Annotated in this window: 6 protein-coding genes; 3 read left to right on the plus strand and 3 right to left on the minus strand. The window is 42.5% G+C overall.

The window, feature by feature from the left end; genetic code table 11:
• Positions 1-566 (minus strand): glycerol-3-phosphate 1-O-acyltransferase PlsY (gene plsY / locus C1T29_RS11375; protein WP_208945697.1); only part of this gene is annotated, 566 nt, incomplete at its 3' end.
• A gap of 169 nt (positions 567-735) precedes the next feature.
• Here plsY and C1T29_RS11380 point away from each other — a divergent pair.
• From C1T29_RS11380 to parC, 3 genes are all read left to right on the plus strand, one after another.
• Positions 736-1,143, plus strand: coding sequence for a CoA-binding protein (locus C1T29_RS11380; RefSeq protein ID WP_003245606.1), 408 nt, complete (start codon positions 736-738; stop codon positions 1,141-1,143).
• 396 nt (positions 1,144-1,539) lie between these two features.
• Positions 1,540-3,507: a DNA topoisomerase IV subunit B gene (gene parE / locus C1T29_RS11385; RefSeq protein ID WP_014664141.1), complete on the plus strand. Its 1,968-nt coding sequence runs from the start codon at positions 1,540-1,542 to the stop codon at positions 3,505-3,507.
• A 3-nt stretch (positions 3,508-3,510) separates the two neighbouring features.
• Positions 3,511-5,931: a DNA topoisomerase IV subunit A gene (gene parC, locus C1T29_RS11390; protein ID WP_071581691.1), complete on the plus strand. Its 2,421-nt coding sequence runs from the start codon at positions 3,511-3,513 to the stop codon at positions 5,929-5,931.
• A gap of 40 nt (positions 5,932-5,971) precedes the next feature.
• On the opposite strand, the gene C1T29_RS24980 is transcribed toward parC, so the two are convergent.
• Complete coding sequence (locus tag C1T29_RS24980) at positions 5,972-6,097, minus strand: hypothetical protein (RefSeq protein WP_003231548.1); 126 nt, start codon at positions 6,095-6,097, stop codon at positions 5,972-5,974.
• Positions 6,098-6,122: 25 nt separating this feature from the next.
• A complete protein-coding gene (locus C1T29_RS11395; RefSeq protein ID WP_095432855.1) occupies positions 6,123-6,476 on the minus strand; it encodes a hypothetical protein in 354 nt (117 codons plus the stop codon).
• Between the last annotated feature and the right edge of the window lie 237 nt (positions 6,477-6,713).

A 6,713-nucleotide genomic window follows, 5' to 3' on the forward strand; every position in this document is an offset into this window, starting at 1 on the left:
TTAGGTTCTGTTTTATTGATGATTCGTTTAATGTTTGCCCGGTGTCTGTATATCACAAAAATAGTGAGCAGGGTAACGACAATCAATAAATACGTATCATGGACAAAGAAACTATATATAACAGTATAGATCCCTGTTAACATTGATGATAGAGAAACAAATTTAGTCAAGTATAAAAAGATGAAGAATGCCGCAACCATCGTGATAAATAACAGAGGTGCGTAAAATAGCAAAACGCCACCTGATGTTGCCACGGCTTTACCGCCTTTAAATTTAGCGAAGACGGGGAACACATGGCCTATAACCGCAAAGACTCCTGCAAGAAGCGGATGAATATCAACGTGCATGAGAAAAGGCAAAGCAGTTGCCAGCGTCCCTTTCAAAATATCTCCGGCTATGACGACCGAACCTGCTTTTACGCCCAGTGTACGGAATGCATTAGTAGCGCCTAAGTTGCCGCTTCCGTGCTCCCGAATATCAATTCCCTTGGCAAGCTTGCCCACAATTAAGCCAGATGGAATGCTGCCTATCAAGTAGGCCAAAATAATCAATAAAGCAATTAACATCTACATTTCTCCTTTTTCAAATTCCCTTCTTTCTATTTTAACATGAGATGTCATGATCTGATGATAAGTTTTTTTGTAAAGTTTGCTTACAAATCTAATCAAACCTGCATCATATTTTGATTTCTCCTGTTTTGATCGTGTAAAATAAGTGGAAAAGGAGTGACTCATGATGCAAAACCCTTCTAAAGCGGAAATTAAAGAGATTCTTCAAAGAAGCAAACGTATAGCGGTAGTGGGGCTTTCAGACCGTCCGGATAGAACGTCACATATGGTTTCAAAAGCAATGCAGGACGCGGGTTACGAAATTATCCCTGTGAACCCGACAATTGATGAGGCACTAGGTGTAAAAGCTGTTTCATCTTTAAAAGAGATTGACGGTCCGATTGACATCGTCAATGTATTCCGTCGCTCAGAACAGCTTCCTGGAGTGGCGGAAGAGTTTTTAGAGACAGATGCTCCCGTATTTTGGGCACAGCAAGGGCTGGTAAACGAGGAAGCATACCAGATGCTAAAAGAAAAAGGCAGAACGGTTATCATGGATCTGTGCATAAAAGTGGCACACGCTGTAACAAAATAGGTGCAGAACTGCAAAAATCCTTGTGAATTCAAGGATTTTTGCTTTTTAATTTTAAGATATTGTTTGCGTATTACGGTGAAACAGATACAATAAAGCTTGAACAGCTTTTTTTGAATACCTTGTCCAGCTGGGTTTCGGCCGTTCGATTTGCGAAGGTCTGCTGCTTTATATATAATAAACAAACATACGTTCTTATGGTGCAAAAACAGCACTAGCCGATGTTTTGAGAACTGATTCGTTAGCTCTATGTTGCGATTGCAAACATATTGGTTATAATGAGGAGTCCAAGGCAGTACCGGCTTGAGGCGAGGTTTATAAAAAATATCTTATATACAAATGATGTGTAACACTGAAAAAGAGAAAGACAATGTTAGTTTTTGAAAGGGGTTTGTACGTTTGGCTAGAAAACAGCAATTTGATTACAACGAAGATGCCATACAGGTGCTCGAAGGCCTTGAGGCTGTCAGGAAAAGGCCGGGTATGTATATTGGCTCTACTGACGCGCGCGGCTTGCACCACTTGGTTTATGAAATTGTAGATAACTCTGTCGACGAGGTGCTTGCCGGCCATGGAGATCACATAATCGTCAAAATACATAAAGACAATAGCATTTCTGTACAGGATAGAGGCCGTGGCATGCCGACCGGAATGCATAAGCTCGGCAAACCAACCCCTGAAGTGATTTTTACGGTGCTTCATGCCGGAGGAAAATTCGGCCAAGGCGGCTATAAGACAAGCGGCGGGCTCCATGGAGTGGGTGCGTCAGTCGTGAATGCTTTATCTGAATGGCTGACAGTTACCATTGAACGGGACGGTTTTATCTATCAGCAGCGATTTGAAAATGGAGGAAAACCGGTTACATCTCTCGAAAAGATCGGCAAAACGAAAAAGACGGGAACACTCACACACTTTAAGCCAGATCCAACGATGTTCAGCGCAACAACCTATAATTTTGAAACGCTTTCCGAGCGCTTAAGAGAGTCTGCGTTTTTGTTAAAAGGATTGAAAATTGAGCTGATTGATGAGCGCAATGACCAGCATGAGGTCTTTTATTATGAAAACGGCATAGAGGCGTTTGTCGCTTACTTAAATGAAGAAAAAGACGTCTTATCTGAAGTGGTCTCGTTTGAGGGAGAGCACCATTCCATAGAAGTGGATTTTGCGTTCCAGTTTAACGATGGTTATTCTGAAAATATTTTGTCTTTTGTTAACAATGTCAGAACAAAAGACGGCGGGACGCATGAGTCGGGTGCAAAAACTGCGATGACGCGGGCTTTTAATGAATATGCGCGAAAAGTGGCTTTGCTGAAAGAAAAGGATAAGAACCTTGAAGGAACCGATATAAGGGAAGGGCTTTCAGCCATTATTTCTGTCCGCATTCCTGAGGAGCTTCTTCAATTTGAAGGACAAACAAAAGGAAAGCTCGGAACGAGTGAAGCAAGATCAGCGGTTGATGCAATTGTTTCCGAGCAGCTTGCTTACTTTTTAGAGGAAAATCGGGACACCGCAACGCTTCTTGTCAAAAAAGCAATCAAGGCGAGCCAGGCGCGCGAAGCGGCACGCAAAGCCCGTGAAGAAGCAAGAAGCGGCAAAAAACGAAAAAAATCAGAAGCGACTTTAAGCGGAAAGCTGACGCCTGCGGGTTCGAGAAACCCGGCAAAAAATGAATTGTATCTCGTTGAGGGTGATTCAGCAGGCGGGTCAGCCAAGCAGGGAAGAGACCGCAGATTCCAAGCAGTTCTGCCTTTACGCGGTAAAGTCATTAATACAGAAAAAGCTAAGCTTGCGGATATCTTTAAAAATGAAGAGATCAATACGATCATTCATGCGATCGGCGGGGGTGTCGGAGCAGATTTCTCAATCGATGACATCAACTACGACAAAATCATCATTATGACCGATGCCGATACTGACGGCGCCCATATTCAAGTGCTGCTTCTTACCTTTTTCTATCGCTATATGAAGCCGCTCATTGAGCATGGCAAGGTGTTTATAGCGCTGCCACCTTTATATAAGGTCAGTAAAGGAAGCGGGAAGAAGGAAATCATTGAATATGCATGGTCTGATGAAGAGATGGGTGATGTCCTGAAAAAAGTCGGCAAGGGCTATACCATTCAGCGATATAAAGGTCTTGGAGAGATGAACGCAGACCAGCTGTGGGAAACGACAATGAATCCGGAGTCCCGCACACTTGTCAGGGTCAAAATTGACGATGCGGCACGTGTAGAGAGACGTGTAACGACGTTAATGGGAGATAAAGTAGAGCCGCGCAGAAAGTGGATTGAGAAAAACGTCGCTTTCGGCTTAGATGAAGAAAGCAATATTTTAGAAAATGAAAACTTATCGGTCGCTGAGGAGGTTTAATGATTGTCACAGCCAGAATTATTTCATGATTTACCATTAGAAGAGGTGATCGGCGACCGTTTTGGACGCTACAGTAAATATATTATTCAAGACAGAGCGCTGCCTGATGCGAGAGACGGATTAAAGCCGGTACAGCGCAGAATTCTGTATGCGATGCATACAGATGGAAACACGTTTGATAAAAACTTCAGAAAAGCGGCCAAAACGGTCGGTAACGTCATCGGTAACTATCATCCGCACGGTGACAGTTCGGTTTATGAAGCAATGGTGCGGATGAGCCAGGATTGGAAAGTTCGTAATGTGTTGATCGAAATGCATGGTAACAACGGGAGCATCGACGGAGATCCCCCGGCAGCCATGCGTTATACAGAGGCACGATTATCTCCGATAGCATCTGAGCTTCTTCGGGATATTGACAAAAACACGGTTGAATTTGTGCCTAACTTCGATGACACAAGCAAGGAGCCTGTCGTACTCCCGGCGATGTTTCCTAACCTATTGGTCAACGGATCTACCGGGATTTCAGCAGGATACGCGACCGATATTCCCCCTCATCATCTGGGAGAAGTCATTGATGCTGTCATTAAGCGTATTCAAATGCCATCTTGCTCTGTTGATGAACTCATGGAAGTCATTAAAGGGCCTGATTTTCCGACAGGCGGTATTATTCAAGGCGTTGACGGCATAAGAAAAGCTTACGAAACAGGAAAAGGAAAAATCATTATCCGCGGAAAAGCTGAAATTGAAACAATCAGAGGCGGACGAGAACAAATTGTCATTACTGAAATTCCATTTGAAGTAAATAAAGCAAACCTTGTGAAAAAAATGGACGAGTTCCGTATTGATAAAAAGGTTGAAGGCATCTCAGAGGTTCGTGATGAAACGGATCGAACAGGGCTGAGAGTGGTCATTGAGCTGAAAAAAGAAGCGGATGCCAAAGGCATTTTGAATTTCTTATATAAAAACACTGATTTGCAGATCACATATAACTTTAATATGGTGGCTATTCATAACCGCCGTCCGATGCTGATGAGCCTGCCGTCTATTTTGGATGCGTATATTGGACACCAAAAGGAAGTCGTCACAAACCGGTCCGTTTATGAGCTTCAAAAAGCAAAAGACAGACATCACATCGTAGAAGGGCTCATGAAAGCTTTGTCCATTTTAGATGAAGTCATTGCAACGATCCGTTCTTCAAGCGATAAACGTGACGCTAAAAATAATTTGATTGCGAAATACGAATTTACAGAGCCTCAGGCTGAAGCCATCGTGTCATTGCAGTTATATCGTTTAACCAATACCGATATCACAGCGCTTAAGGAAGAGGCAGAAGAGCTCGGTAAAAAAATTGAAGAGCTCGAATCTATTTTAAGCAATGATAAAAAGCTGTTAAAAGTGATCACAAACAGCTTAAAAGCACTGAAAAAGAAATATGCAGACACGAGACGCTCCGTGATTGAAGAAAAAATTGAGGAAATTAAAATCAACCTCGAAGTTATGGTTGCGTCTGAGGATGTATATGTAACCGTTACGAAGGATGGCTATCTAAAACGGACAAGCCAGCGCTCATATGCCGCTTCTAACGGCCAGGATTTCGGAATGAAAGATACGGACAGGATGCTGCATCAATTTGAGATGAATACGACGGACGTGCTGCTGCTCTTTACGAACAAAGGAAGCTACATTTATTGTCCTGTTCACCAGCTGCCTGATATCAGATGGAAGGACATGGGTCAGCATTTTTCTAATATCATCACCATTGACCGTGATGAAACGATTGTAAAGGCCATACCGATAAAAGAATTTGATCCGTCGGCATATCTATTGTTCTTTACGAAAAACGGCATGGTGAAAAAGACAGAGCTCACCCATTACAAAGCACAGCGTTATTCTAAGGCGCTTGTGGCCTTAAATCTGAAGGGTGAAGATGAATTGATTGATGTTCATGTAACAAATGGGGAAAGCCAGATCTTTATGGCCACTCACTTAGGGTACGGCCTGTGGTTTGGCGAAGACGAAGTGAATGTAGTTGGCGCGCGTGCGGCAGGTGTCAAAGGGATTAACTTAAAAGAGGATGACTTTGTTGTCTCAGGAGAGATCCTTCAAGAATCTGATTCAATTGTTTTGTTCACACAGCGGGGAGCGGTAAAACGCATGAGTCTTTCTGAGTTCGAGAAAACATCCCGCGCAAAACGCGGTGTCGTGATGCTAAGGGAACTGAAAAAGAATCCTCACCGTGTTGCAGCACTGTTCGCTTGCGGTCTTGAACAGCGGCTTATGGCAGAAACAGAAAAAGGCGACAGAAAAGAACTGCAGGCAAAAGAGCTGCGGACAAACGACAGATACAGCAATGGCTCTTTCTTTTTTGATGAAGAGGAATCAGGCAAGGTTACAGCTGTTTGGCGCCTTCATACAGACCAATAATAAAAAACCCGCTCATACTATACGAGCGGGTTTCGTTTATTTAGCTTTCATGGTTGGTGAATAGATCTGTTACGGCATGAATGACTTCAATTCCCTGCCATACAAATAAATTCAGCGCTGTGAAAGAAAATAAGCCTAATATCACCATTCTTAAGATAAACAACATGTTAAACAGCCTCCTCATATTATCGTTATATAATCGGGTGATGTTGAACATGAAGTTTGCCGAAATAAGACGATTGATAAAATTTGGCCAGTATAAAGCTTTTTTTCCGCTGGCGCCTGCGGGTGTATCTCGTACTTTTGCTTTCAGCGGTCAGAAGCAGAACAGCCATTGCCCACAAAGCGGTTAGCGCAAATGCCCCTGTGATGGATTTCTTCTCATCATCAGCATTTTGGCCGGCTTTCATCTCGTGCATTTCCTGCTGGTCGGCTACGGCTTTATAATGATGGCCGATATCAAAGGCGTGGGGAATTGAGAGCAAATGAAAACTGGCGATCGCCAAGAATAAGATGGATGCTTTCAATATCGTTACTTTTTTCAAATGATCTCCCCCTCCTTTAATATTACTGAATATTTTTATAATAATACCCTAATCCATCCTAAAAGTAAACCTGATTTATTAAATTTAAAAACTAAATTTCACTTTGTTAAGTATATATCTTTTTGCTTATTTTTGAAAGAGAAACATTCTTTATTAGTGTATGTATACCCGGTTTATGGTGTGAATAAAAGCATATTTTAGATGATATGTTTGTTGTTTAAGGTTTATTCCTATATT

The organism is Bacillus sp. MBGLi79 (assembly GCF_002953915.1).

Excerpts from the sequence above, each read along its gene's own strand:
- C1T29_RS11380 (WP_003245606.1), top strand. The coding sequence starts at position 736 with ATGCAAAACCCTTCTAAAGCGGAAATTAAAGAGATTCTTCAAAGAAGC.
- C1T29_RS24980 (WP_003231548.1), bottom strand. The coding sequence starts at position 6,097 with ATGTTGTTTATCTTAAGAATGGTGATATTAGGCTTATTTTCTTTCACA.